The sequence below is a fragment of the Desulfospira joergensenii DSM 10085 genome (assembly GCF_000420085.1).
Lineage (GTDB): Bacteria > Desulfobacterota > Desulfobacteria > Desulfobacterales > Desulfobacteraceae > Desulfospira > Desulfospira joergensenii.
On sequence record NZ_ATUG01000002.1, the window covers coordinates 478,187 to 503,023 of the forward strand.

Annotated in this window: 20 protein-coding genes; 13 read left to right on the forward strand and 7 right to left on the reverse strand. The window is 53.3% G+C overall.

Translation table 11 applies throughout. From position 1 onward, the window contains the following. Positions 1-3: 3 nt before the first annotated feature. The 6 genes from pbfA to F608_RS0114575 all read right to left on the reverse strand — a co-directional run bounded on the left by pbfA (position 4) and on the right by F608_RS0114575 (position 7,180). Positions 4-1,383 (reverse strand): (R)-1-hydroxy-2-aminoethylphosphonate ammonia-lyase, encoded by a 1,380-nt coding sequence (gene pbfA, locus F608_RS0114550; protein WP_022666378.1) that lies wholly within the window; start codon positions 1,381-1,383, stop codon positions 4-6. Positions 1,384-1,386: 3 nt separating this feature from the next. Beyond that, positions 1,387-2,229, reverse strand: a complete 843-nt coding sequence (gene phnX, locus F608_RS0114555) for a phosphonoacetaldehyde hydrolase (protein WP_022666379.1) — start codon at positions 2,227-2,229, stop codon at positions 1,387-1,389. A gap of 63 nt (positions 2,230-2,292) precedes the next feature. Next, the gene (locus tag F608_RS0114560) at positions 2,293-4,047 is read right to left on the reverse strand and encodes a putative 2-aminoethylphosphonate ABC transporter permease subunit (protein ID WP_051148578.1); all 1,755 of its coding nucleotides are present in this window, start codon (positions 4,045-4,047) and stop codon (positions 2,293-2,295) included. Next, positions 4,040-5,152 carry an ABC transporter ATP-binding protein gene (locus F608_RS0114565; RefSeq protein ID WP_022666381.1) on the reverse strand — a complete coding sequence of 371 codons (1,113 nt, stop codon included), beginning with the start codon at positions 5,150-5,152 and terminating at the stop codon, positions 4,040-4,042. Before F608_RS0114565 ends, F608_RS0114560 begins: the two co-directional genes overlap by 8 nt. A gap of 95 nt (positions 5,153-5,247) precedes the next feature. Continuing rightward, entirely contained in the window at positions 5,248-6,267 is a 1,020-nt protein-coding gene (locus F608_RS0114570) for a putative 2-aminoethylphosphonate ABC transporter substrate-binding protein (RefSeq protein ID WP_022666382.1), read from the reverse strand. After that, on the reverse strand, positions 6,251-7,180 hold the full coding sequence (locus F608_RS0114575) for a LysR family transcriptional regulator (protein WP_022666383.1): 930 nt from the start codon (positions 7,178-7,180) through the stop codon (positions 6,251-6,253). The genes F608_RS0114570 and F608_RS0114575 overlap by 17 nt, the downstream gene beginning before the upstream one ends. 391 nt (positions 7,181-7,571) lie before the next feature. Between F608_RS0114575 and F608_RS0114580 the strand changes: the two genes are divergently transcribed. The 10 genes from F608_RS0114580 to F608_RS34875 all read left to right on the forward strand — a co-directional run bounded on the left by F608_RS0114580 (position 7,572) and on the right by F608_RS34875 (position 18,674). Beyond that, complete coding sequence (locus F608_RS0114580; protein ID WP_022666384.1) at positions 7,572-8,102, forward strand: AmiS/UreI family transporter; 531 nt, start codon at positions 7,572-7,574, stop codon at positions 8,100-8,102. A 566-nt stretch (positions 8,103-8,668) separates the two neighbouring features. Then, complete coding sequence (locus F608_RS0114585) at positions 8,669-10,030, forward strand: MFS transporter (protein WP_022666385.1); 1,362 nt, start codon at positions 8,669-8,671, stop codon at positions 10,028-10,030. A 128-nt stretch (positions 10,031-10,158) separates the two neighbouring features. Further along, a complete protein-coding gene (locus F608_RS34865) occupies positions 10,159-11,388 on the forward strand; it encodes a DcaP family trimeric outer membrane transporter (protein ID WP_022666386.1) in 1,230 nt (409 codons plus the stop codon). A 105-nt stretch (positions 11,389-11,493) separates the two neighbouring features. Then, entirely contained in the window at positions 11,494-12,804 is a 1,311-nt protein-coding gene (locus F608_RS0114595) for an MFS transporter (protein WP_022666387.1), read from the forward strand. A 40-nt stretch (positions 12,805-12,844) separates the two neighbouring features. Then, positions 12,845-13,648: a methyltetrahydrofolate cobalamin methyltransferase gene (locus tag F608_RS0114600; RefSeq protein WP_027362781.1), complete on the forward strand. Its 804-nt coding sequence runs from the start codon at positions 12,845-12,847 to the stop codon at positions 13,646-13,648. Between the two features lie 22 nt (positions 13,649-13,670). Beyond that, positions 13,671-14,306, forward strand: a complete 636-nt coding sequence (locus tag F608_RS0114605) for a cobalamin-dependent protein (protein ID WP_022666389.1) — start codon at positions 13,671-13,673, stop codon at positions 14,304-14,306. Positions 14,307-14,322: 16 nt separating this feature from the next. Next, the gene (locus tag F608_RS0114610; protein ID WP_022666390.1) at positions 14,323-15,300 is read left to right on the forward strand and encodes a uroporphyrinogen decarboxylase family protein; all 978 of its coding nucleotides are present in this window, start codon (positions 14,323-14,325) and stop codon (positions 15,298-15,300) included. A gap of 198 nt (positions 15,301-15,498) precedes the next feature. Then, positions 15,499-17,457 (forward strand): methyl-accepting chemotaxis protein, encoded by a 1,959-nt coding sequence (locus F608_RS34870; protein WP_022666392.1) that lies wholly within the window; start codon positions 15,499-15,501, stop codon positions 17,455-17,457. 128 nt (positions 17,458-17,585) lie between these two features. Continuing rightward, a complete protein-coding gene (locus tag F608_RS0114625; protein ID WP_022666393.1) occupies positions 17,586-18,104 on the forward strand; it encodes a cache domain-containing protein in 519 nt (172 codons plus the stop codon). 57 nt (positions 18,105-18,161) lie between these two features. Beyond that, positions 18,162-18,674, forward strand: a complete 513-nt coding sequence (locus F608_RS34875; protein WP_022666394.1) for a cache domain-containing protein — start codon at positions 18,162-18,164, stop codon at positions 18,672-18,674. A gap of 60 nt (positions 18,675-18,734) precedes the next feature. Here the strand turns inward: F608_RS34875 and F608_RS34880 are convergent, their stop codons facing one another. Beyond that, on the reverse strand, positions 18,735-21,896 hold the full coding sequence (locus F608_RS34880) for a sigma 54-interacting transcriptional regulator (RefSeq protein ID WP_161626864.1): 3,162 nt from the start codon (positions 21,894-21,896) through the stop codon (positions 18,735-18,737). A gap of 262 nt (positions 21,897-22,158) precedes the next feature. Between F608_RS34880 and F608_RS32050 the strand changes: the two genes are divergently transcribed. The 3 genes from F608_RS32050 to F608_RS0114650 are packed head-to-tail and all read left to right on the forward strand — an operon-like array spanning position 22,159 to position 24,787. Continuing rightward, positions 22,159-22,611 carry a MarR family winged helix-turn-helix transcriptional regulator gene (locus F608_RS32050; RefSeq protein ID WP_022666396.1) on the forward strand — a complete coding sequence of 151 codons (453 nt, stop codon included), beginning with the start codon at positions 22,159-22,161 and terminating at the stop codon, positions 22,609-22,611. 26 nt (positions 22,612-22,637) lie between these two features. Further along, entirely contained in the window at positions 22,638-23,825 is a 1,188-nt protein-coding gene (locus F608_RS0114645; RefSeq protein WP_022666397.1) for a Bcr/CflA family efflux MFS transporter, read from the forward strand. 59 nt (positions 23,826-23,884) lie between these two features. Then, positions 23,885-24,787, forward strand: coding sequence for a uroporphyrinogen decarboxylase family protein (locus tag F608_RS0114650; RefSeq protein WP_022666398.1), 903 nt, complete (start codon positions 23,885-23,887; stop codon positions 24,785-24,787). The last annotated feature ends 50 nt before the right edge of the window (positions 24,788-24,837 follow it).

Here is a 24,837-nt window from a genome sequence, read left to right on the forward strand (position 1 = left end):
CGTTTATTCACAGGTTTCGGATAAGGCCAGGGCAAGGATGTAAAAGGCCTTGTCCAGGTCGGTTTCGTCAATGGTCAGGGGAGGGGTCAGGGTGAGGAAATTGCCCTTGGAAACCTTGAAGCTCAACCCCAGATCCAGACAGCGGTACATGATCCTGTCCGCCGCCTCCGGGGCGGGTTCCTTGGTCTTTCGGTCTTTGACAAGCTCGGCACCGAACATCAGGCCCTGGCCCCGGATGTCTCCAATGATCTCATATTGGGATTTAAGGTGTTCAAGACGTTCAATGGCCTGCCTGCCAAGGGTCTTGCTTCGCTCCAAAAGGCCTCGGGTTTCGATAATCCCCAGGGTGGCCAGGGCTGCGGCACAGGCCACGGGATTTTTTTCATGGGTATAGTGGCCCAGGGCCCGGTCCGGGGCCAGGTCCAGGTCTGAACGGGCGATGAGGGCGGAAAAGGGCATGATGCCGCCGCCCAGGCCTTTGCCGATGACCACCATGTCCGGGATGACCCCATAGTTTTCAAAGGCAAACAGGGTCCCGGTTCTTCCCAGGCAGACCGCTGTTTCGTCAAAGATCAGCAGGGTAGAGTGCCGGTCGCAGGATTTCCTGACGGCCTTCCAGAATCCGGGAGGCGGGGGATTGATGCAGGTGCAGCGGACCGGTTCGGCAATGACCGCTGCCACGTCCTGTTCCCGGTCCAGAACATAGTCGATGTACCGGGCGCATTTGAGGCTGCACCGGCTGCAGTCGCCGGAATCTTCAAACAGGCAGCGGTAGGGTTCCGGCGGGGGGACATGTTCGGTCCCCGGCATGAGGGGGCCCATGTTTTTCCTGAACAGGGATTCCCCTCCGATGGAGATGGCGTCCAGGGAGGCCCCGTGAAAGGAATCCCACATGGAAAGGGTCTTGTGGCGGCCGGTGGCCACCCGGGCAAGTTTCAGGGCCATGCCGACGGAGGATGTGGCGCCCGGTGCAAACAGAATCTTTCCAAGATCTCCCGGCGCCAGTTCGGCCAGCTTTTCCGCCAGTTCAACGGCCCTCTCGTTGGTGTAGCGGCGGGTGCAGAAGGAGAGCTCGCCCAATTGTTCAATGATGGCCCGGATCACATGGAGGTTGGCAAAGCCGACCTGGTGGACGCTGTTCCCGTGGAAATCGAGGAATTTTTTCCCCGAGATATCGGTCAGGAAACTGCCCTCGCATCCGCCCAGGACATCAATGCAGGGAGAGGACAGGGATTGGTGCAGGAAAACCCGGGCATCCCTGTCCAGCAGATCCCGGGTTGGGTCGTCCAGGCCCCGGATCCACCCGGCCCGGTTGGACGAGAGGTTGGAATCCCCTTCGGACAGGTCAATTTCGGATAGACCCATGGGTTCTGTGCGGTTCATTTTCTATCCCTTCAGGGGAAGTTCCCCGGATTTGAGTTTTAAATCGATCTCTTCCAGGACCGGAAGGATATCGGCGGTCCTCTCCAGAATATAATGGGCGCCGGCCTGTTTGAACCGGGCCTCGATTTTTACCAGGCGCCGGTTCAGCTCGGCCGGTTCCAGGGCCCGGGTCTCTTCCCGGGTAAGGCCCAGTTCATTTCCGGTCCGGGTGATGCCCACGGTCCACATGCCGGCATTCTGGCCTTCCTCAATATCGGTGAGGGTATCCCCGATTTTAACCATGGCTTCCATGGGATAGGTTTCCAGGCGGATGGCATTGGCATAACACATCCAGGGATAGGGCCGTCCGGCCGGCACATCAGAGGAGCAGACAATGGCGTCCGGGTGATATCCCTTTTCTTTGGCCAGGGGAACCAGGACATCCATCATCTCTTTCACATAACCGGTGCTGGAACCGATTTTAAGGCCCATCTTTCTCATCTCCTCCACCACGGGGACAACCCCGTCAATGGGATCACTGTGATGGGAAAGGGTTTGAACCATCATGACAGCGGTCTGTTCGTAAAGCTCTTCGATATCGGCTTCCTCAGGCCCCTGTCCGTATCTTTTTTTCCAGGCTTCCGCCACCCGGGGCAGACCGCACATGCCCTGGATATGATCTTTCTTGGCAAGCCCCATGAATTTTCTGGCTTCTTCATGGGACACTTCGATATCCTTTTGGGCAAAGACATCCACAAAGACTGCGGCCGGGCCGATGCAGCCGTAGTCGACGGCAGTCCCTGCCCAGTCCAGGACAACAGCCTGAACCGGCCCCGTGTATTTTTTGTTTCGGATAAAAATATCCATGTTCTCTCCTGTTCTGTTTTTAGATTGACGGGTTAGAAAATGATCCCCAATCCAAGGTTTGGATTATTTTTTTGTCCAGGCCAGACTTTTTCCCTTGAGTTTTGCCGTAACCAGGGAAAAGACCAGCCGGACAAGGATATTGGTCAGGACAACAAGCATGGACATGGCGCATGCCGGGGCAATGTCACCTGCATCGTCCATATTGGCAATGGCCACCGAGGCCAGGGGAATATCTGCGGAATAGAGGAAGATCACCGCTGACACCGTTGCCATGGAGTTAACAAAATAGTATATGGCGATTTCAAGGACAGCCGGCAGGCAGGCCGGTACGCTCACCCTGAAAAAGGTTTTGTAAAACGGGACGGCCATGGACTCGGATACCTGTTCAAATTCAATATCCAATTGCTTTAAGGCGGTGGTGGCGCTCAGAAAACTGACCGTATAAAAATGGACGATATTGGAGAGCACCAGGATCCCCATGGTGGCATATAAAAAATTAAAGGGGTTGGGAACCGTGATGCCCAGAATCTCCCATCCCCTGGCATTGAAAAAAAAGATATAGGACAGCCCGATCACAAGACCGGGAAGGGCCAGGGGCAGGATGGAAAGAAAATAGGCGGTCTGGCGGACCGGTTTCATGATCCTGATTTTTTCGATGAGATAGGCCGATGAAAAGGTGATCACCGTGCCGAAAACCGCGGAATAAAAACTCATTCGAATGCTGTTGAAAAAGGCGGCATATCCGCCGCCGCCGGTTCCGGAAAAATGATAGTGCCACAATCCCAGGTCGAGTTTGTAGGGCCAGACCTTGACCAGGGAGGCAAAAAGCGCCGTGGCGTAAAAGGAAAGGATCAAAAAGATCATCCCGGAGCAGAAGGCCAGGGCAAGGGTATCAAAAAGTTTTTTGGGCTCCGGCACCAGGGGAACCGACTTGGCCGCGATCATGGCTGCCTGACGTCCCTGGATCATCCGGTCGGCAATAAAGGCGATCAGGGTGGGAATCAAGAGGACCACGGAAACCACCGCACCCATGACAAAATTCTGTTGGCCGATTACCTGTTTATAGATGTCCGTGGCCAGGATATTAAAATTGCCCCCAACCACCTTGGGGGCCCCGAAATCGGTAAAGGCCAGGATAAAGCAGACAAAGACAGCGCTTAAGAGGCCGTACTTGATGCTGGGCAGGGTGACCGTGAAAAAGATTCTCAGGGATCCCGCTCCCAGGGACCGGGCCGCTTCGTACAATCGGGCGTCGGTGATGCTCAGGGCAATGGTCAGGATGAGCATGGCCTGGGGAAAGGTGTACATCACCTCTGAAATGACAATTCCCACGGGCCCGTACAAGGGGATCTTCAAGCCCGGGATCAGCCCGAAAAACCCCTTTGAGATCAGCCCTTTTCTGCCGAACAGATAGATCAGGGCAATCCCGTTGAGCAGGGTCGGGGCAAACAGGGGCATCATGGCGATTCCCTTGAACAACCCTTTGCCCGGCATACAGGAACGGGTCAGGGCATAGGCAAATCCAAAGCCGAGACTTACCGATATCAGGGTGGTGAAAACAGCCACAAGGATGCTGTTGGAGATGGAATTTGACAGGCTCGGGGATGAAAAGTACTCCATGTAGTTGGCCAGCCCCACAAAGACACCGTCCGCATTGGTCAGACTCTTCATCAGCAGGGTGCCTACGGGCAGGATGACCACCCCGGTCATCCAGAGGCAGACCAGGATCATCAGCACCCGTTTCAGGGTGGTTTCGCCGGTGAGCAGATCCCTCAGTGAAAAGGCAGGACGCCCGGGAAGGGCAAGAGTCTCACCCATGAATTCTCTCCCCCGGGGAGGCCTCATAGACCAGCAGCCGCTCCGGCGGCAGGGAAATAGTTACCGGCATATCCTGCTGTAAGGAAAATCGCCGGATCTGTTCCGTGGGCAGGTCCGCCGTAATCACGGGAATCTTGCCCCCGGTGGACAGGCGGAGGTTCAGCCGGAAAAGAGATCCCCGGTACTCCATGGTTTCAATCCGGCCGGGAAACAGGTTCTGTCCCTGTTTTTCAGAGGAATCGATCATCACATCCTCGGGACGGATGGCCAGGGTGGCCTGATCCCCGTTTAAAAGCCTTGCCGTCCCGTTTTCGTTGGCCACATAAAAGGAACGGCCGCAGATGTCGTACATCCCCGGCTCCATTTTTCTGGCCTTTCCCATGAAGTTCATGGAGCCGATAAAGGAAGCCACAAAAGGGGTGGCCGGCTGTTCGTAGATCTGATGGGGGCTGCCTTTCTGGACCAGTTTTCCTTCATTCATGACCAGGATCCGGTCGGCCATGGTCAAGGCCTCTTCCTGGTCATGGGTGACCATGATGGTTGTCACTCCCAGGTGCTGCTGCAGCCGCCGGATTTCAGATCTCAGCTTGATCCGGACCTTTGCATCCAAGGCGGACAGGGGCTCGTCCAGGAGCAGGAGATCAGGAGACAGGGCCATGGCCCTGGCCAGGGCGACCCGCTGCTGCTGGCCCCCCGAGAGCTGGGCCGGATATTTTTGTCCCATGCCGGCGAGACCCACCAGGTCCATGAGATCCTCAACCTTCTGGGTAATCTCCTGCCGGGAAGCCTGGCCTTTTAATCCATAGGCGATATTCTTGGCGGCATTCAGGTTGGGAAAAAGGGCATAGGACTGGAAGACAATTCCCACGTTCCGTTTGGATACTCCCAGGGAAGATACATCTGTGTTGTTGATAAAGACGTTTCCGGAATCCTGGATCTCAAGACCGGCAACCACCCGGAGAGCCGTTGTCTTTCCACACCCGCTGGGCCCCAGGATGGAGAGGAACTCCCCCTGACGGGCTGAAAATGAAACCGATTTCAAGGCATCCACCTGTCCGAATCGTTTGGATACCTCTTTGAGTTGTAAAAAGATGTTGTTTTCCATGAATCTGCCCCTGAAGCTATCGCGCTCTGTGGTTTGATATGGCCGGATCAAAAAATAGGTTTTGATCCGGCCATATGCTGTTCTATTGATCCGCCTTATTTGGCGTCGCTTTTCCCGTCATACCGGGAGGACCATTCCTTGAGGATCCTCATCCTGTTTTTGGCGGCCCACTGAAAATCATTTTCAATGAGCTGGGCTTCGGGATTCTTGGGAAACCCGTCGGGGATGGGGGCGCCTGTAGCGTAGGCGGTCACCGGGTACACCTTGGCATATTCCTTCATCACCGGTCCGCTGATGGCCCAGTCCAAAAAGGTTTTGGCGGCCGGTTTGATGCTTGATTTTTTGATCAGGCAGTTGGCCTCCACATCCCAGCCGGATCCCTCCTGGGGAAATACGGTCAGGACAGGTTCTCCCTTCTGCTTCTGCATAAATCCGCGATAGGCAAAGGAGATCCCGATGGGAAGCTCGCCGGCCCCGGCAGTCTTACAGGGTTTGGACCCGGAGTGGGTGTATCTGGCAATATTTTCATGGAGTTTATCCAGATATGCCCAGCCCTCTTTTTCCCCTTTCATCTGGAGGATGGCTGAAACGGTGAGAAACCCGGTCCCGGATGATGCGGGATTGGGCATGACCAGGTGACCCTTGTAAACCGGGTTTAAGAGATCGTCAAAATTCCGGGGAATGGGGAGTTTCAGGTCTTCGATTTCATAGGTGTTCACACAAAAACCGGTCATCCAGGCTTTGATCCCAACCCAATGGGGGACCTTATGAAAGTCTTTCATCTTGGGAACCACCCGGTCAATGTCTTTGGGTGCATAGGGTTCCACCATGCCGGCCTGGTCACAGAGCATCAGGCTGGTGGCGGCTGTTCCCCAGACCAGGTCGGCCCTGGGGTTGTCCTTTTCGGCCAGAAGCTTGGCCGTGACAATGCCTGTGGAATCCCGGACGATTTTTACATGGATGTCCGGATGGCTTTTTTCAAATAAAGCCAGGTATCTGGGGATTTCATCATCCTCCAGGGCTGTGTAGACCAGAAGGTCCTCTGCGTGGACGGTGCTGAAAATCAGACACAGGGCCACCGAAAAAAGGGTGGCAAGTTTAATCAGATGTTTCATGTTTTTTCTCCTTTTTGATCTGTTTTAAAATACGATTTTTTTCACTCTCTTTGGCCGCAATTTCCAGGAAGGCGGATACCACCTTCAATTCCCGGTATTCCGGCTGACATACAAAATATTGATTGGCTGTGAATCTAGCCCCTTTTAAGGCAATCTTTGCCAGCCGGTGATCCGGACCGAATTCATCTTCCAGGGCAATCCCGAATCCGATCCCTGCGGCAACCGTCTCTTTCATGGTCTCCCAGTTGTCCAGTTCCAGCACGATATTGGGATTGATCCCCTTTTCATCCAGCTTTTTGTTGAAAATCTGCCGGGTCATGGATTCATTGTGCAGGGCCACCATCTTTACATTGTCCAGACGAGTGATATCGATGTGAGACAGGCCGGCCCAGGCATGGCTTTGGGCGACAAACAGCAGGATCTTCTGCTCACTGAACTTGAGGTTGAAAAGATGGGGATCCGGCTGGGTATCTGTAATTTCGGCTATATCCATCCGGCAGGCTTTGACTTCTTCCTTAAGACGGGCGGAATGGCCGATGCTGGCCTTGACGCTGACCCCCGGGTAGTCTTCAATAAACCTCGGCAGCAATCGTTTGACAAAATAATGGCAGCTCAAGCCTATATGGAGTTTGCCTGAAAAGAGTTCAGCGGTTTCCCTGATCCGGGTATCCATCTCATTGAGCAGGCCCAGGACCTTGCGCCCTGTGGTCACAAGCTCCAACCCCAGTTCGCTGAGCATGATCTTTTTGCCTCTCCTGTAATAGATGTTGATGCCGTAGCGCTTTTGAAGCTCTCTCAATTGAATGGAGACTGCCGGCTGGCTGATCCCCAGCAGAACCGCTGCCTTTGAAAAGTTATTCTCCTTGGCAACCGCATCAAGAACCCTGATCTGGGGTATGGTAATTTGCTCCATTGATTGATTTTCCCGGTCTGTTTTATTGAAGAGGAATTTAAAGAAACCGGGTTAGATTGTGATTAGCCTTGAATTATTGTTTCATTAATAGATTTTATAAAAACCTAGTGCATCCAAATTTTTGATTATACTTAAAAATGAGTGCGGCCAGTTCCCTGTAACTTCATGTTGCAGATGAAAACGCAAATGTAACCCCTAGTGACATTGGCTTGATTCAACGGGAAGTTCAATGAAAGCCTGAAAGACAATCCCTGTTATTTCATGGGGTTATGAACGGGCCGGCTCCGGGGTCATGGCACAGCGTTTGCACTGCATCAAACCGGGAATTCAAAAAAACAGGCAATGGTGGTGATGTATTGAATGTAACGATCTTAAACAAAGGAGAACAAAAATGGTTGAACCAATCCTTATGGCAATCAGTCTTATGTGGTTTCCGGTGGGGCTGCTCCTCCTGGGCAAAGGGGAGCCCAAGGGAACAGGAGCCCTGGTACTCATGGTGGGTACCCTCGTGCTCATCTCGGCCGTTATTCAGGCCGCTGTTTTCAAAGACCCCTACCTTGCCGCGCTGCTCTTTGCCTACGGCCTTTTCTATTGTATCGTAGGCTACTCTCTGTTTGCCGGGCTGCCCAATATGCAGGCCGCGGGCAATGCAAGTTTTACCCTCATACCCATAACCCTTGTCTATATGATCCTCGCATTGACCGGAGGGCCTGTTCTGGAGGGGGGCAAACAGCTCGTCGGCAAGAGTGACTTCCTGGCCCTGGCCTGTGCAGGATACGCGGTTCTCTACATTATGGTCTGGCTGAATGCATATGAAAAACTTTCTTCAAAAACCCTGGGGCTGTCGCTGCTGGTGTGGACGGTCGTGGGGCTCTGGGTTCCCTCTTTCTGGTTATTGACCGCCGGTAAACTGCCCTTTTAGGGAAGAGTATCACCGGCGGTTCGTCCGGTTTTTGTCTTCGCATCAACCTTGTTGGAAGTCTTCAGGAACCGGAGCCGGTGCTCAAAAGCTTTTCAATCCAATTGCATCGGGTGGTTTGGTTCGGCACTCATAGGATGCCGTTTCCTCTCCCTTCAAACCAACACTCCAGCCCACCCGGTGCAAACACCCATTTCTTTACAAAGGGGACCTTCAGATCCCTTGAATTCTTAAAAGAATCTTTTCTTATCTCTCCATTGCACGGCAAATAAAATTTTAAAAAACCGAACTCCTGGTTCAGGACTTGTCTTTTGTTTTTAAGCCGCCCCCTGGCTGAATTTTTACGATTTATAGTAAAATTACGATAATCAGACACTTCGCTGTCTATGCGAGCCCGGCTCTTTTTATTATAACATACTGATATATTGGCTTTTTATTTATATGAATTGGAGTGGTCCAGGTTTTGCTCTTATGGAAGAAGTTGCGTGTGAGCAAGTTGCCTTTATTAATCAATACCGCGGACAGATCGCCTGCCGCCGGTACCAGCATTGCAGAGGAGCATTATTTATATGGAGCCCCAGAAGAAAAACCTGAAAAAATCCGTAATCAACTTATACGGGTTGCCCTCATTCGGATTTCAGCTATTTGTGAACATGGAGATTTTTTTCTTTGCCGCATTTTTGACCGATTATGCAAAAATCCCAGTGGCCATGGCCGGTACAGTGCTCATGGTTACCAGTATCTTTGACATTATCTGGGTGCCCACGGCCGGGGTGATCCTGGAAAAAAGCAGTATGAAATGGGGCAGGTACAGATCCTGGCTCCTCATCGGCCCCCCCCTGGCCGCTTTTTTCTTTACCCTGCAGTTCACCAAGATCAGTGACCCCGTCATGAACGCCATTCTGATTTCCATCGGGTTTATTGTCTCCCACCTGATCTGGAACATCTTCTATGCCGGCCACATTGCCATGAACAACTCCATGACCACGGTTCGGGAAGACCGGATTTCCATGGCCTCCAACCGGGGGATGTTCAATGCCCTGGGCTCCATCGGCTTCTCCATGGTGGGTGCCAAGTCCATCCAGATGCTCGGCGGCGGCAACCAGGCCTTGGGCTGCACCCTTACGGTAATTGCTTCCGGCATTGTCATGGTCCTCTGCTACTGGGCCCTGTTCGCCATCACCAAAGATTATGCCTACCACCCCAAAGCCAACGCCGCTGCTGAATCCAAGGACAAGATGAGCATTGGTGAAATGCTCAAGCAGATCATTGTCAATCCGCCCCTGATCGGACTGATGCTGGCGGAACTGGGTCGTTATCTGGGCCGGTTCGTCATCTTCGGCCTTGCCTTTTACTACTTTAAATACGTGGTCAACAATCTGGCCGTGATTGCCGTATTCTTTACCGGGCTCAACGTGGTCTGCTTCTTCGGCGCCATGGCCACGGCCCCCATTGCCAAAAAATTCGGGGAGAGAAATACCTATATCCTTTCCTTGAGTCTTTTCATTGCCGGTCTTCTGGCCGTATGGCTGCTGCCCATGAACCACACCTCCTTTATGATCGTCATGTTCCTGGCTTACCTGGGATACGGCATGCCCGATGCCCTGGGCGTGGCCATGTACTCAGCCACCGTGGACTACGGAGAGTGGAAAACCGGCAAGAACGCCAGGGGATTTATCATGTCCCTGATCAGCTTTCCCATCAAAACGGCCATTTTCGTCAGAAGCATCGTCATCACCAGCGTTCTGGTTTCCGCCGGGTACGTTGCCGATATGGCCGCCACCCCGGAACTGATTTCCGGTATCAAAAACGGGATCGCCCTGGTGCCTGCCCTGTTCATCGGTGCCGGGCTCCTGATCGTCCTTGTGCTTTACCGCATCACCCCGGAAAAGCACAGGGAAATGCAGGCCGAGATTGCCGCACGGAAATAAAAGGATATCCAAGGGAGGTTCAGGCAACCTCCCTTACTGACACAGGTAGCCGGGTCATAATGGTATGGCCTGCCTCATAACCGGATCCCAAAGATCCCAACAGTCAATCCGCACAAAAAGGAGAAGAGATGAATTGTTTTAAGACTTGTTTTTCAAAGATGTCCAAAAAAGGACTTCTGGCCGGCGCAGCCCTGGCAATCTGTCTTGGGCTGGCAGCAGGACCGGCCTCGGCTGTTGAGTTTGATGTGAAAAACACCAAGGTGAACCTGGGTGGATACATTAAACTCTACGGCATGTATGATATTGACGGAAACGTAAACGACAGCATTCCCAACGGCATGGGAGACGAGGTCAATGCTTATGGCGTTCCCCTGGACGGCGATCCCCATTCCGATGAGAGCCGGTTCAGCATGACTGCCAGGGAGAGCCGTCTGTTTTTGAAGACATCCACGCCCACGGATATCGGTATCGTCTCCACCTATCTGGAAGGGGACTATAACTCAGATTCTGATTACTCCAGCGACACCTGGTCCAACAGCCGTCAGTTCCGCCTGCGCCATGCCGCCGGTACCCTGACCTTTGGTGACAACAGTGTCCTGTTCGGCCAGACCTGGTCCACCTTCATGGACTTTGCCGGTGCCGTTCCCGTCATGGATCTTGCCGGCGACCCGGGCCAGCCCTTTGTGCGCCAGCCCCAGGTCCGGTTCACCCACAACTTTGGAAAGGGTCATTACATTGCCCTGGCTGCTGAAAACCCGGACCGCGGGTTTACCATGGGAGGCCTCCTGTTCCAAAATGCGGTAACCGAATCCACAGAAACCATGCCCGACTTCATCGCCAAATACTTCTGGAGCAAGAACAACTTTCATCTCTCCCCCAAGGTACTGGTCAGACGGTTTGAACTGAACGACAAAGATACCATGGCCTATGCCTTCTCGCTGACCTCTCACCTGGGATTCGGCAAAGGCCATAAGATCTATGCCGGCCTGACCTGGGGGGACGGCATCGGAAGGTATGCCGGGCTGGGACTGAACTCCGGTGCAGGCATCGCCGATACCGGAGACATTGAAACCGTTGAGTACAGAAGCATCAACACCGGCGTCACCTTTGCCTTACGGGATGACCTGGCATGGACCCTGGGCTGCGGATACTCTGAAAACGACGAAGATGCCTATAAGGAAGGCGTTTTGAGCGGACGGGCCAATAAGGACGCCTTTGCCTGGCACACCATGATGGTCTGGAAAGCCTCCTCTTCCATTGAATGCGCCCTTGGTTTCACCAGCATGCAGCAGGAAGTCATGGACGGCCGGGAAGGCGATATGATGAAAGTGCAAAGTTATGTGAAGTTTTCCTTCTAGCCGGGTCCGAACCAGACCTTGTTAAAGATACCCTCCTGCTGCCGATGGGCAGCAGGAGGCATCCAGTTTCCGGCAGAATCGGCCCAAAACCGAATGGAGAAAGATATGAAAGACCCCAGAGATTATCTTGATCATGAAAAAATGAGTTTCCTGCAGATCATCGTGGTGTTGATTACCGTTTTATTGAACGCCATCGACGGTTTTGACGTCCTGTCCATCAGCTTTGCCGCCCCGGGGATTGCCAGGGAATGGGGAACCACTCCGGCTGCCCTGGGCGTGGTCATGTCCATGGAACTCATCGGCATGGCCATCGGCTCTTTTTTCCTTGGAGGCGTGGCAGACCGGCTGGGCCGGCGGCCCACCATCCTGGGATGCCTGGCCGCCATGACCATCGGCATGCTCCTGGTCACCACGGCCACCGATGCCATTCAACTTTCCATCTGGCGGGTCATCGTGGGGCTGGGCATCGGCGGTATCCTGGCCTGCATCAACGCGGTGGTAGCCGAATTTTCCAGCATTAAACGCAGGGGCATGTGCATCTCCATTATGGTCATCGGTTATCCCCTGGGCGGCACCTTTGGAGGTCTGGTGGCTTCCAACCTGCTTGCGACCCACGACTGGCGTTCCATTTTTTATTTCGGAGCCGCCCTGACCGGCCTGCTTTTGCCGGCCGTATACTTCTTTGTGCCCGAATCCGTCCACTGGCTGACCCGGACCCAGCCCAAGGGCGCCCTTGAAAAAATCAATGCGGCCCTGACCCGGATGAAATTTCCTTCCATCCCGGGCTTGCCGACCATCATTGGTCAGGAAACCAAAAAGTCCATCACAGATATCTTTTCCCGGTCCATGGCCGGGGTCACCCTGCTGCTGACCCTTGTCTACTTCCTCCATATCACCACCTTCTACTTTATCCTGAAATGGTCTCCCAAAATTGTGGCGGATATGGGCTTTTCGCCTTCCCTGGCCGGGCAGGTCCTGGTCTGTGTCAGCATCGGCGGCGCCGTGGGCGGAGCGATTTTCGGCTGGCTGACCACCCGGATCGAATTAAAGAAACTGACCATTATCATCCTGGTTTTGAGTTCCATTTTTGTGGCTGTTTTCGGCAGAACATCTGCCGATCTTAGCCAGATCAAACTGCTGGCAGCCTTTGCCGGCTTTTTCGGAAATGCCGGAATATCCGGCCTTTATTCCATTCTGGCCATTGCCTTCCCCACGGATCTTCGGGCCACAGGCACAGGTTTTGTCATTGGTATAGGCCGGGCCGGGGCCGTGTGTTCCCCGATTCTGGCAGGATTCCTGCTGCAGTCGGGTGCGATCCTGCCTACCGTGGCCCTGGTCATGGGCTTAGGATCCCTGCTGGCCGGTCTGATTCTGATATGTCTGCCGACCCGTTCGGAAACGGTAAAGGAAGCCTGATTCAACTATTGTTCAACCCATAAAAGAAAGTGAAGTGAAAATGATTATTATCGGAGAAAAAATTAACGGTGCCATCCCCTCCGTGGCAGAGGCCATTGCAAAAAAAGATGCAGATTTCATCAGGGATCTTGCCAAAACCCAGGCAGATGCCGGGGCTCATTTCATTGACGTCTGCGCCTCCACAGATGTGGACGTGGAGCTGGAAACCATGAAGTGGCTCATCGATCTTGTCCAGGAAGTTACAGATACGCCCATTGCCGTGGACAGCCCCAGCGCCGATATCTGCGCCCAGGCCATCCCGTTCTGCAATAGACCCGGCCTTGTCAATTCCATTTCCCTGGAAGGGAATAAGATCGACACGGTCTTCCCGGTCATTGCCGACACTGAATGGGAGTGCGCTGCGCTGCTCTGTGATGACACGGGCATTCCCAAAAGCGGAGAAAAACGCCTGGAGGTGTTTGCCGGTATCATGGAACGGGCCGAGGAGTATAAAATAGATCCTTCCCGCCTCCATGTGGATCCCCTGGTTGAAATGCTGTGCACATCCGAAGACGGAATCAATACCGTTCTTTCGGTAATTAAAAAAATCAAGGAGCAGTATCCGTCCATCCATGTCACCGGCGGGGCCAGCAATATCTCCTTCAATCTGCCGGCCCGGAAATTTGTCAACCAGGCGTTTCTGATTCTTGCCATGGGTGCGGGAATGGACAGTGCCATCATCAATCCCCTGCACAAACATATGATGGGATTGATTTCCGCCACCGAAGCCCTCCTGGGAATGGACGAGTACTGCATTGAATATATTAACGGATACAGAAAGGGCCTCTACGGTCCTGTAAAATAAACCCAAACAAAGGAATTCAACCATGTCAAAGATAGAAGATGTAAAGGTAAACGTTGAAACCGGTAAAACCAAACTCATCGCCGGGGTGGTACAGGAAGCCCTGGATGCGGGGGATTCTCCCCAGGATATTCTCCAGGCCATGATCGCTGCCATGGGGGTGGTGGGTGACAAATTTTCCGCCGGAACCATTTTTGTACCTGAAATGCTCATCGCTGCCAAGGCCATGTCCAAGGGCGTGGATGTGCTCAAGCCCCATATGACCGGGGAAGGGTCCTCGTCCCTGGGCACCTGCGTGATCGGAACCGTACAGGGCGACCTCCACGACATCGGCAAAAACCTGGTGGGCATGATGGTGGAAAGCGCCGGGTTCACCATTGTCGACCTGGGCGTGGACGTGCCGGCAGACAAATTCATCAATGCCATCAAAGAGAATGACAACGTCACCCTGGTGGCCTGCTCCGGCCTTCTTTCCACGACCATGCCGGCACTCAAGCAGACCGTGGTAGACATCAAGGCCAGCGGATTGACCGGCTTCAAGGTGATCGTGGGCGGTGCCCCGGTGACCCAGGAGATGGCAGATGAGATCGGCGCGGACGGCTATGCTGCAGATGCAGGCGGGGCCGCCATCAAGGCCAAAGCGCTGGTAACGGCAGCATAATCCCAAAGGAGGAACCATGTTAACCAAACGTCAGAACCTGATGGAAACCATCAAGGGCGGAAACCCGGACCGGTTTGTCAATCAGTACGAATTTTTGAATATCATCCTGGAAGCGCCCCTGCGGACACGCCCCCAGCGGGGAGAGACCATTACCAACGAGTGGGGAATCACCTACAGCTGGCCCGAAGACCAGCTGGGCCCCTTCCCGGTCCATGACAACGGAAAAATGGTGCTCACGGACATCACCAAATGGAAGGAACAGGTTACGTTTCCTTCGGTGATCTTCCCGGAAGAACACTGGGAGGCGGCGGTCAAGCATGCCGAATCCGTTGACCGGAACGATCAGTTTGTAACGATCTTTTTTGCCTCGGGCACCTTTGAGATGACCCATATGCTCATGGGCATGGAAAATGCCATGATGAACCTCTACGAAGAGCCGGAACTGATGAAGGAACTGATTGACGGCCTGGTCGACTACGAGATCGAATATGCCAAGCAGGCCATCAAGTATCTGAAGCCCGATGCCCTGTTCCACCATGACGACTGGGGCAGCCAGATCTCCTCTTTCATGTCCCCGGACATGTTCAGGGAATTTTACCTGGAACCCTACAAAAAAGCGTACGGATTCTGGAAGGATAACGGCGTGGAACTCATTGTCCACCACAGCGACTCCTATGCCGCCAACCTGGTTCCCCACATGATCGAGATGGGCATTGACATCTGGCAGGGGGTGATGACCACTAACAATACCCCGGAACTGATCAAGAAGTACGGCGGAAAGATCTCCTTCATGGGAGAGCTGGATTCCGGCCCCCTGGATCACCCGGACTGGGATGCCAAGGTCATTGCCGAGCACGTGGAAAAGGCCTGCAAAAGCTGCGGAAAACAGTATTTTATTCCCTGTTTGACCCAGGGACTGCACTTCAGCTCCTTCCCCGGTGTGTACGATGCAGCCACCGAGGCCATCAACCAAATGAGCAAAAAAATGTTCTAATCCTTGAAACATAAGCTGCGGCGCTGCAGGATTTCTGCGGCGCCGCGCTCCCCCACAAACACAATCCATCTGAACAATTCCCGGAAACCCATCCTTTTTGAATCCCACTGCGAGGGCTGAAGCGGCCGTATGTCTGTCATTGAGGGCAGCTATGGTCTCCTGGTATTGTTCCGATATGTTAGATTAAAGGAAACACTAGTGACGTTAACTCTTAAACAAAAATTCATCATCCCGACACTGATCCTCATTGTCCTGGGAATGGCGGGAACCACGCTGATCTCCTACATGAAATCCAGAAACGTCATGCAGGCCAATATCACGGAGCAGATCAACGGGATCGCCGAATCCACCGCAGTGACTATGGATACATGGGTAGCGGACCGGGTCCGGGATGTCGATACCTGGAGTACCTTTGAGGACCTGAAAACCGCTATGACCGACTCCTTCAGAGGCAAAGCGGCCCGGAAGAATATATCAGACCTCTTTTCCGGCTGGAAAAGCAGCTATGACTATTACGAGGATATCGGTTTGGTCGACTCCACAGGAACGGTGATTGCTGCTGGAACCGAGGCAATTATCGGAAAAATCAACATCAGTGACCGGGAATACTTTAAACGGGCCGTGAAGGGAGAGGCAAACACCTCGTCCGTTCTCATCAGCAAGACCACCGGGAACCATGTCTTTGTCATCGCTGCCCAGGTGAAGCGCAAGGGAGAAACCCCTCCGGGAGTCCTGTTCGCCGTTGTCAAAATCGATTCGTTCAGCCGCCGGTACACGGACACGGTCAAGATAGGGGAGCACGGGATGGCCTGCATCCTGAATCCTCAGGGAAAGGTGATTGCCCATCCGGACAAATCCAAAATCGGAAAAATTGATCTCAAAGATCTCGGATACGCCATGGACATGCTGAAAAACGGTTCAGGCATCCTCAGCGGATCATCCCAGGGAGAAGACACCATTGCCGCATTTAAACGGACCGGACAGATGGAGGCGATCATCATGGTCCAGGCCCAGGAAGGGGAAGTGTTTGCTCCGGTGGCCAGAATCGCGAGGTTCAGTTCTTTTCTGGCCCTGGCAGTGACCGTGGCAGCCGGTCTGATTATCTATTTCATTGCCGGAACCGTTGCACGGCCCATCAACCGGGTCGTAGATGGCCTGAAAGATGCGGCCGAAGGAGAGGGGGATCTGACCAAACGCCTGGAAATCACCTCTTCCGATGAAGTGGGTATGCTGGGGAAATGGTTTAACCTCTTTGTGGAACGGATGCAGATCATCATCCGGGACGTGGCAGGAAACTCCAAGGATCTGACCACATCCTCAACCACCCTGTTCACGGTCTCCATGGAGATGCGGCAGGAGGCAGAGGATGCTTCGGCCAAAACCCGTTCCGTGGCGGCTTCGGCCAAACAGATGAGCAACAACATGGAAGCGGTTGCCTCTGCCATGGAACAGGCCAGTGAGAATATCCAGATGGTGTCTACCACGGCCGAGGAACTGACAACCACCATAGACGAGATTGCCGTCAGCAGTGACAAGGGACGGACCATTGCCGGCGAGGCGGTTGAGGGAACCGATGCCGCCTCCCTAAAGGTCAAGGAACTGGGCCAGGCCGCCTCTCAAATCGACAAGGTGGTGGAGACCATTACCGACATTTCCGAACAGGTCAACCTTTTGGCCCTCAACGCCACCATTGAGGCAGCCAGGGCCGGTGAGTTCGGCAAAGGGTTTGCCGTTGTGGCCAATGAGATCAAAGAACTGGCCCGGCAGACCTCCGAAGCCACAGGAGAAATCAAAACCAAGGTACTGGGGATCCAGGAGTCTACCGAGGATACCATCTCCCGGATCGGAAAGATCAGCGGCACGGTAAAAGATCTGAACGAGATCGTCACGACCATTGCAGCGGCCGTGGAAGAGCAGTCCATTGCCACAAGGGAGATTGCCCGGAATGTTTCCCAGGCAGCAGAGGGAATCAACAATACGGCTGAAAATGTCTCCCAGAGCAGTCAGGCCGCTTCCCATATCTGCGAAGAAATTGGTGAAATTGATGTCTCATCGGACAAGATCTCCCAAAGCAGCACCCAGGTGAACACCAGTGCAGAGGAGTTGTCCAAACTGGCCGGTTCCCTGGATGGAATGGTGAAAAAATTTATTATATAGCCCGTTTCCAGGCGCACCCTGTCCGAATATGGTCCCACGGAACGGAAAGATGCGTGGGAAAAGGGTGAGTGCCTAAGGTATTGGGTTCTGACCAAAGAAATAAACAATCAATAAGAGGAGAAAAGAGTATGGCAAAAAAATGGATGTCCGCCCTGGTATTGGCGGGCCTGATTCTGGTTGGTGCATGGCCCTGCCAGGCCCAGGAAAAAGTAACTCCCCAGGAGGTCTATGACCTGATCCTCAAGGCGGTTCCCGTCATAGAGCAATTGGGAGAGGAGGGGCTGGCAGCCTTTAACGATCCCAACGGCGAGTTTTCGTTAAAAGACACCTATGTTATTGTGATCGACTGCGCCAAAATGGTCATGGCAGCCCATCCCAACAAAAAACTCATCGGCATGGATCTGAGTAACAGTTTGGACAAGAATCCGGATCCGGCAAAACGGAAAAATCCCAATGTGGAATGCTGCACGGTTGCCAACAACCCCAATGGAGGATGGACCGAATACTACTGGGAAAAACTGGGGGAAGACCAGCCCAAACGTAAAATCGGGTTTACCCTCAAGGTTACCGGCACAAACTATATCCTGGTTGCCGGCATCTACGACGACACCACCTCCATCGACGAGCTCAACGCCCAGCTAAAGTAGCCTGGAGGATGTGAGGTCTGTATTTCTAATAAAATCAATGATGTAAGGAGAAAACAAATGAAAAAAATGGGTATTATGGCTCTGGCGGCCCTGGTTCTGGGATGGGGATCCTCCTGCTTTGCAGAGGAATCTGCCACCCCCCAGGAGGTGTTCGACCTGATCCTCAAGGCAGTTCCCGTTGTGGAGCAACTGGGCGAAGAGGGCCTGGCCGCCTTTAACGATCCCAATGGAGAATTTGTCTACAAGGACACCTATGTTCTGGCTGTGGACTGTGCCAAAATGGTCATGGCAGCCCATCCCAATGAAAAACTGGTGGGCAAAAACCTCAAGGGATTCATGGACAAAAATCCGGATCCTGCCAAGCGCAAAGAACCCAACGTGGAAATGTGCGAGGCCGGGAAACAACCCAACGGCGGGTGGACTGAATTTTACTGGGTGAAGCTGGGAGATGACCAGCCGCTCCGGAAAATCAACTTTTCCATTCAGGTTCCGGGAACTGAATATACCCTGATCGCCGGCATCTATGACGAACATACCTCCCTGGAGGAACTGAACGCGCAGCTCAAGTAGGCGCACCGGTCAACGGGATAAAACGCAGGAGAGGAATCCCATGGATTTCTCTCCTGCCCTTTACACACCCTTTTCTCCGTTGGAGGAGTTCATCCGAAAGGTATCCCTTTCAATTCCCAACCGTTTCATCTTTGAATACAGGGTGGTGGGCTTGAGCTCTAGAAGTTCTGCAGCCCCGCCCTTTCCCGAAACCTTTCCCCGGCACCGGTCCAGGGCCTTTAAAATATGGCGGGCCTCCATCTCTCTGAGAGAAATGATCTTTCCGGAATCCTCCCCCATTCCTGCGGACAGGCATTCGTCAAGGGGAGGAATGACCAGACGTCCCTTTCTGCTGAGCAGAACCGCCCGTTCGATCACATGGCGCAGTTCCCGGATATTTCCGGGCCAGTGATAGTTCATCAGAGCATCCATGTCATTCTTGGATATCCTGTCAAACTGTTTTTTGAATTTCTTGGCAAACATCTCCATGAAGTACCGGGCCAGTCCCGGGATGTCTTCCGCCCTTTCCCGCAGGGCCGGAACCCTTATGGGAAAGACATTGAGCCGGTAGTAAAAATCAGACCGGAAAAGCTTCTGCTCCACCAGATCTTCAATGTCCCGGTTGCTTGCCGCAATCAGGCGGAAACGGGTTTTCAGGGTGTGGGCCCCGCCCACCCGTTCAAACTCCTTGGTTTCCAGGACCCGGAGCATCTTGGCCTGGATATCCGGGGAAAAGGCGTCAATATCGTCCAGGAAAAGGGTTCCCCTGCTGGCCAGTTCAAACCGGCCCTTCCGGGTCTGGGAAGCCCCGGTAAAGGCTCCCTTCTCATGGCCGAAAAGCTCGCTGGCAATGAGCTCAGGACTCAAGGAGACCACGTTGACCGCGATAAAGGGGCCGGAGGAGCGGTTGCTGTGCTGATGAATGGCCTGGGCAACCATATCCTTTCCCACCCCGGTTTCACCGGTGATCATGACGGTGCTGTCCGATTTGGCCACCTTGCTGATCAGGTTGAGCATTTTTTTAAAGGGTTCGGAACGTCCGATCATCTGGGATTTGAACAGGCCGGGCTCAAAGCTTTCCCTATAGAAATGGGTTTCCGCCTCCAGTTCGCTCTTTAAATCAATGATCTCTTCATAGGCTTCCATGTTTTCAAGGGCTACGGCAGCCTGGTTGCTGATGATCCTGAGCAGGGAAATCTCATCCTCTGGCAACTGAAGCCGGGTCGGCCCCCGGTCCATGAAGATCACCCCCAGGACCCGGGTTTTCATCCGGATGGGAAAACACCCGGTCCACCCCATGGAACTGTATTTGCCCACCTCTGACGGCTGGCAGACCTCGGCCTTTTTAACGATTTCCGTTCCCGAGCCAAAAACCTCCTCAATAAGGCTCATCTGGCCGGCAAAGGCCCGGGGAGAAATCTCCGACGGTGCCAGGTTCCGGCTGGCCACCATTTCCAGATCCTGATCCTGCCGGAGGAATATGGCCCCCCGTTCCGCACCGGCAATACGCATGGCCTGCCGGATAATCCTTCCCAAAAGTTCGTTCCGGTTCCGGGTAGAGCTTAGCGCATCACCCACCTCCAGCAGGGATTCCACCCACAGCGCATTTTTGGAACTCCGGTCCAGGTAGGGTTTCAAATCCTTGGGAAAAAGATCCGGATTGACCTTGGAAAATACTTCCCAGGCCCTTTTGAGCAACTTCTCCGCAACCGGGATCTTTTTTTCCTCGATCCTAACCCGGGCCATTAAGACCAGAGCGTGAGAAAGCTCGATCCGGGCCCCGGACTGGGTCAACAATGAAATGCTTTTTTTCAGATCCGCCTCGACGCTCTCGCTGCTCCCCTTTCCCCGAAAGGCTTTCAATGCCCTAAACCGGTAGGCCACCCCCTGCATATAGATATCCGGCCAGTTCATGAGCCGGTTGATGTCGTACTCAAAATTCCACTCCGGATGGACCATGCCCATCTCTTCCAGGCCAAGCATGATTTCGATGTTGTCCGGCCCCCGGTGATGAGGGGTTCCCAGGGCCTTGGAATTCTGCCAGGCCAGATCCTGATACTTGAAGGCATTTTCGTAATCCCCCCGGCAATAGGCAAAATAGGCCCGCTTCCCGTTTCCCGGCCACAGGATATAGTTGTCCAGGCGCTCTTCAGGGGTTTCAAAGATCTCTTTAAGGAAGACCTCCCCCTCATCAATCCTGCCGGCATCGGACAGCACAATGACAATGACCAGGGTCGCGTACCGCTCCAACTCCTGGGCCTTCATCTCCCTTGCTTTTTTACGGACGCCCCGGATCAGGCCGATTCCCCTGGCCGTCTCACCGGCCACCCCATAGGTCCACCCCAGCTTGATATAGCTTTTCAGGGTTTCCACGTCCGAGGGCAGCTCCTCGTGACTGCCGATCACGGACTCGTAGCGGTCAATGGCCTTGTCGATATGTCCCTGCCAGAAAAAAAGCTCGGAATTGACCATGGCCACCTGAAGCTTGACTTCAGCGGGAAAATCATATTCGGAGAGCATCTGCCAGGCAGCCTCCAGAAACTTGGCTGCTTCCTCGTTTTTGACGGTTTTCATATAGGACTTGGCCATGAGAACCCGCAACCGGATCTCCCGTACAGGGTCGTCTACAGATTCACTCAGTCTCAAGGCCCGGTTCAGGAAGGTTCTCTGGATATGGGGGGACAGAGCATAGTCTTTGCATATGCAGAGTCCGATGGCCGCATCAATGTAATTTTTCTGATCTTCATATTCAAGGTAGTTCATTTGGGTGGTTGAGATACTTTCCAGGGCCATCCGGTAGTAAAGGGCCGCATCCACGGACAGGTTCAGATCCAGGCAATAGTGGCCCGCCTTTACCATCTCCTTGAAGTGTTTTACCGGCAGGCCCGAGATATGATAGACATGGGCAAGGCTGAGCCATTTCCTGGCATTGTCCGGCATATGTTCACAGATTCCGGAAATGGCCTGGTTTGCGGTTTCTGATAGAATGGATTCCGGGATTTCTCTGAGCCGGTCCCGGCTGGCTTTAAAATCCGGCAGATAATAGTATCCCGCTCCCTTTTCCATATATCTTGACAAATGTCCCGACTGGACCAGGGCCTCTAGGGCCTGGAGAATTTTGACCGGGGGACGGCCCGTGACGGTACAGAGGATATCCAGGGAAATGGGCGGGGGCAGAAATGTGATGAGCAGGTGAATTTCCCGGGTATTCTGATCCAATGATTGACTCTCAACTTTTTCCATGGCTGTCCAAGACTCCTGAACGGGAAATTTCATTCTCCCGGCGGCCGGATTGGGAAGGGTCGATTAATTCCTTTCCTTATCGTCTTCTAAAAGGTCTCTGTTTTCCTATTTAATTAAAGTCTAATATATACCATGATATTGTGGATCTGTCTCCTTTTGACTTCCCAAAACATGTTTTCGGATCTTGACAAAAAGGGATAACGAGATTATGTTGCAATGTCAACTGTTGTTATTGCAAATATTGCCTGGGCGGGTTCAAATTATGGAAACAAAAACAGACAAACACCAAACTTCCTTTGGCTATCGCTTTGCCATGCTTCACAGGCTGCAGATGGCCCTGTGCCGCAAAGAGATCCTGAACCAGGGGATCCAGGCAAGCCAGCTTCCCTTCATCGTCAGCCTGGTCCGTGAAGAAAAGCCGGTCACCCAGGATTACCTGTCCGGTTGTCTGGCCATTGACAAGGGCACCACGGCCAGGGCCATCTGCCAGCTGGAAAAAAACGGCTATGTGATCCGCAGGAGCAATCCTGAAAACAGGCGTCAGAACCTTGTCACTGCAACAGAAAAGGCCCATGCAGCTGCAGATAAATTGCTTGCCGCCCTCACCCGGGCAGGCGATATCTTTGTCCGGGGATTCACCGACGAGGAAAAAAAACTGGTCCTGGACCTCATGGACCGGATGTTGTTGAATGCCCGGGAAGCCCATCTTAATTAACCAGAAATTTAGAACAATAAACGAGAATGAAACAAAAAAGTATACCCGGAAAGGGCACGCTGGTTATTCTGGCTTTTATCAGCGCCTTTCCCCCGTTGTCCACCGATCTTTACCTGCCGGCCCTGCCCCAGATGGCTCAGCTTTTTGAAACCAGTCCGGCCCGGATAAACCTTACATTGAGCCTGTTTATCGTTTTTTTTGGCATCGGTATCCTCATTTGGGGGCCTTTGAGCGACAAACACGGACGAAAGCCCATTCTTTACAGCGGACTGATCATCTATATCCTCTCGAGCGTTTTATGTGCATTTGCAGACAGCTATATCCAGCTGATTGTCTTCCGGATCTTCCAGGCCTTTGGAGGAGGGGCAGCCACGGCAGTGGCAACGGCCATTGTCAAAGACCTCTATACCGGGGAAAAACGGGCCCATGTCCTGGCCGTGATCATGGCCATGGTCATCACCGCACCGGTGGTGGCCCCCATACTGGGGTCTCTGCTGTTGAAAATCGCCTCATGGCGGGCCATCTTCATCACCCTGGCCGGGTTTGGTTTCATTTCCCTGGTCATCACCCTCTCCATGGAGGAACCCCTTGTAACCCCCTACGATGGATCAACTCTCCGTTCCATCGGACGCCTTTTTGTTGTGCTTAAAAACCCGGGTTTTTCATGGCTTCTCTGTATTCTGTCCTCGGTCACCATGCCGCTCATGGCATTTATTGCCGCATCTTCCTACATCTATATCCAGGGCTTCGGACTCAGCGAGCAGGCCTTCAGCCTGTTCTTTGCAGCCAATGCCTGTGGTGCCATGGTCGGCCCCATCCTGTACATCAGAATATCCAAATTGTGGCCTGCAAACACCATCATCAGCACCTGTTTTATGGTGCTGACCGTCAGCGGCATACTGGTCAGTATCCTGGGATCGTTTTCCCCATTTGTCTTTGCCCTCACCATGATTCCCTCCACCATGTCCATTACCGCCATGAGGCCGCCCAGCGCCAACCTTATGCTTGAACAGCAGGAGGGCGACACCGGGTCGGCCTCGTCCCTGATTAACTTTACCGGCTTTATCATGGGCAGCATCGGGATGCTCCTGATTTCCCTGGATACCAGCCACCTTATAATGTTCATCGGTATCATGCAGGCGGTAATCGGCTTCCTTGGATATATGTTCTGGATGTCGATAAAGAACAGAGCATGGATCATTCAAAGCCGGTGAGAGAAATTGATCGCTAAACCCTAAATCGGTCGGAACGGCCGCTTTTTATCGGAGGAAAATTGTCTGCTTCCTTGGAAAAATTCAAGACCTTAATCGTTAAAAGCAGCACCACTCCCCTTTCCAGGGGAGAACTCTGGCTCGGCACAGAGATTTTTCACCATGCCGGCTTAAAAGATACCCTGGAAGATCATATCCGGATGGCGGACCGGCTCCAGCATTCCATGGTCTGTCTGCCGGTTTCCCATGATCCGTCAGATAAACCTGCTTTGGGATACCGGTATTTCCCGTGCCGGGATGTCCAGACCGCCGTTGATCTATATGAGGGTCCGGTTCTTGCCGTGGTTGACGGCCCGTTTCAGGAATTGGTCAACAAAATGGGATTGCTGGGGCTGATGACGGACTGGATCTCTAAACGGAAAGAGATCTTTGAGGCCTATCAGGCGGAATCGGAAAAAAGCCTGGGCCTGGTATCCCGGGTATTGGATGCCTCGGCGGCGGCTGTGGTGGTTGCCGATGATTTTGCATCGGATAAGGGCCCCTTTGTCAGTCCCTCGGATATTGATGCCCTGTGCAGCCCTTTTTACGCCCGAGCCGTTGAAGAGTCCGGGAAGAGAGGCACTCCCGTCTTCCTTCATTCCTGCGGGAACCTGACCTCCCTTATCCCCCTCATCCAATCCTGGCATATCCATGGGTTTGCCGCCATCCAAAGCAGGATCAACGACCTGGAAAACCTGTACCGGCAGTTTGATTCCCGGATCATGATCATGGCCGGAATTGAGACTGAAATGCTGGAATCGGATTCTCTTCCGCCAAAGGAGAAGACACGGCTGGAACAGATCCTTACGGGCCTGGGACCGGCCGGGGACCTGATTCTGGGTTCCAGCTGCGGTCTATACAACGGTGAGTATCTCAACCGTGTTGAAAAAATCTATGACCTTGCGGATCGTTTCTGCGACGGTTAAATTGCCATTGACCTCAAAGCGGTCTCCTAGGTTCAAACCGGAAAGATGGA

Coding starts and splice junctions, on each gene's coding strand:
- pbfA (WP_022666378.1), bottom strand. CDS start 1,383: ATGAACCGCACAGAACCCATGGGTCTATCCGAAATTGACCTGTCCGAA.
- phnX (WP_022666379.1), bottom strand. CDS start 2,229: ATGGATATTTTTATCCGAAACAAAAAATACACGGGGCCGGTTCAGGCT.
- F608_RS0114560 (WP_051148578.1), bottom strand. CDS start 4,047: ATGGGTGAGACTCTTGCCCTTCCCGGGCGTCCTGCCTTTTCACTGAGG.
- F608_RS0114565 (WP_022666381.1), bottom strand. CDS start 5,152: ATGGAAAACAACATCTTTTTACAACTCAAAGAGGTATCCAAACGATTC.
- F608_RS0114570 (WP_022666382.1), bottom strand. CDS start 6,267: ATGAAACATCTGATTAAACTTGCCACCCTTTTTTCGGTGGCCCTGTGT.
- F608_RS0114575 (WP_022666383.1), bottom strand. CDS start 7,180: ATGGAGCAAATTACCATACCCCAGATCAGGGTTCTTGATGCGGTTGCC.
- F608_RS0114580 (WP_022666384.1), top strand. CDS start 7,572: ATGGTTGAACCAATCCTTATGGCAATCAGTCTTATGTGGTTTCCGGTG.
- F608_RS0114585 (WP_022666385.1), top strand. CDS start 8,669: ATGGAGCCCCAGAAGAAAAACCTGAAAAAATCCGTAATCAACTTATAC.
- F608_RS34865 (WP_022666386.1), top strand. CDS start 10,159: ATGAATTGTTTTAAGACTTGTTTTTCAAAGATGTCCAAAAAAGGACTT.
- F608_RS0114595 (WP_022666387.1), top strand. CDS start 11,494: ATGAAAGACCCCAGAGATTATCTTGATCATGAAAAAATGAGTTTCCTG.
- F608_RS0114600 (WP_027362781.1), top strand. CDS start 12,845: ATGATTATTATCGGAGAAAAAATTAACGGTGCCATCCCCTCCGTGGCA.
- F608_RS0114605 (WP_022666389.1), top strand. CDS start 13,671: ATGTCAAAGATAGAAGATGTAAAGGTAAACGTTGAAACCGGTAAAACC.
- F608_RS0114610 (WP_022666390.1), top strand. CDS start 14,323: ATGTTAACCAAACGTCAGAACCTGATGGAAACCATCAAGGGCGGAAAC.
- F608_RS0114625 (WP_022666393.1), top strand. CDS start 17,586: ATGGCAAAAAAATGGATGTCCGCCCTGGTATTGGCGGGCCTGATTCTG.
- F608_RS34875 (WP_022666394.1), top strand. CDS start 18,162: ATGAAAAAAATGGGTATTATGGCTCTGGCGGCCCTGGTTCTGGGATGG.
- F608_RS34880 (WP_161626864.1), bottom strand. CDS start 21,896: ATGGAAAAAGTTGAGAGTCAATCATTGGATCAGAATACCCGGGAAATT.
- F608_RS32050 (WP_022666396.1), top strand. CDS start 22,159: ATGGAAACAAAAACAGACAAACACCAAACTTCCTTTGGCTATCGCTTT.
- F608_RS0114645 (WP_022666397.1), top strand. CDS start 22,638: ATGAAACAAAAAAGTATACCCGGAAAGGGCACGCTGGTTATTCTGGCT.